Genomic DNA, 1,345 nt, shown 5'->3' with positions numbered 1-1,345 from the left:
GCGCTGCACCGAGGAGAATCGCCCCCACCTGGGCGAGCGCGAGGATCGCGCCCGTCAGGCCGAACCCCACGGGCAGCAGGTAGAACGCCAGTGCTCCGGCGATCCCGAGGGTGGCAAGGGACGCCGCGACGAGGATCAGAGCGCCCCGCGCGCCATCCTCTGCGCGCGGTGCGGTCGCGCCGACCGAGAGCGTCGGCACCGTCAGGGCTTGTACACGATGGCGATGTTCAGCTGATCGCCCTCGCGGGCCCAGGCGAGCCATCGGGGTTCGCCCGTGCTGGTGAGCCGTTGGATCGGGATGACGTAGACGCCCTGCTCGGGGCGGCTCAGTGCGCGGAACTCGGGCTTCTTCGAGATCCAGATGGTGCCGCCACCGTCCCAGGGCTCGAGGCAGGTGTAGACGTAGCCGTGCGCGCGCAGGTTGACCCGGTCCGTGAGGGCTTCCGCCTGCTGCTTCAGCTCCGAGATGATCTCCTCGGGGACCTTCCCGTCGAGGGTGAAGGCCGCCACGTCGTACACGTTTCCCTCGCCGTAGTCCCTCGTGGCGAGCAGCGTCAGCTCGGTGACCCCCTTGTCGGAGGCACGGGTCCACAGCGCGTGCGAGTTCTTCGCGCGCTTGTTCATCAGGAACCCGCCGAAGTTCATTTTCTGGAAGGAGAAGTCGTCGAGCTTCGCCGCGATCTCTGCGCGTGTCGTCATGGGTGTCATGTCCTTGTCCGGGAGGTCGGATGGCCTCTCCGTCGAGTGAGCCTAGGGGTGCGGCGCGTCGGTTCGTCCGACTCCGAACGACCCCGAACGAACCCTGTCCGCAGACGCGCGACAGCGTGCCATAGGCTCGACTCATGCCCGCCCCGAGCACCCTCGATGAGCTCTGTCTGGGCCTCGGACGGATGCGTGCGGACGCGGGATCGCCGTCGTATGCCGAGATCGCCCGAAGGATCGGAAGCCTGCGCGACGGCGCCGAGCCTCCCAAGGTGACCGTCTACGACTGCTTCCGCCCCGGGCGGCGGCGGGTCGACGATCGTCTGGTCGGCGATATCGTGCGTGTGCTCGGCGGTGGGCGCACCGTGGCGGCTCGCTGGCGTGAGACCGCACGCGCCCTCAACGGCCAGAGATCGGGAGTCCACGTCGAGGTGACTCTCGGACCACGAGACGCCACCGGTGCGGATGTCGGACGAGAAGCGCTGCTGGCTGCGGTGCCCGCAGCGGACGTCCTCATCCTCACGGGCCTGCCAGGAGCGGGCAAGACTACTCTCGCCTCTGCACTGGCCGGCTCGTCGCCGGTGCTCACCGTGCACCTGCGGGAGTCGGAGCCCGACCGTCCGCACGCCGACCCGATCGACAT

General features: G+C 68.9%; 1 protein-coding gene and 2 pseudogenes. 1 reads left to right on the top strand and 2 read right to left on the bottom strand.

From position 1 onward, the window contains the following. Together KZA10_RS15430 and KZA10_RS15425 are read right to left on the bottom strand one after the other, a co-directional pair. Positions 1–199, bottom strand: a pseudogene (locus KZA10_RS15430) (hypothetical protein); the annotation flags it as partial. Between the two features lie 2 nt (positions 200–201). Then, positions 202–699: a hypothetical protein gene (locus KZA10_RS15425; RefSeq protein ID WP_127482434.1), complete on the bottom strand. Its 498-nt coding sequence runs from the start codon at positions 697–699 to the stop codon at positions 202–204. 143 nt (positions 700–842) lie between these two features. Here KZA10_RS15425 and KZA10_RS15420 point away from each other — a divergent pair. Continuing rightward, a pseudogene (locus KZA10_RS15420) lies at positions 843–1,345 on the top strand (hypothetical protein); the annotation flags it as partial.

This window comes from Microbacterium sp. BF1 (assembly GCF_019279095.1).
GTDB classification, from domain to species: Bacteria; Actinomycetota; Actinomycetes; order Actinomycetales; family Microbacteriaceae; genus Microbacterium; species Microbacterium maritypicum.
The sequence above is the reverse complement of the archived record's forward strand: the minus strand, read 5'-3'. Positions and strand labels throughout refer to the sequence as shown.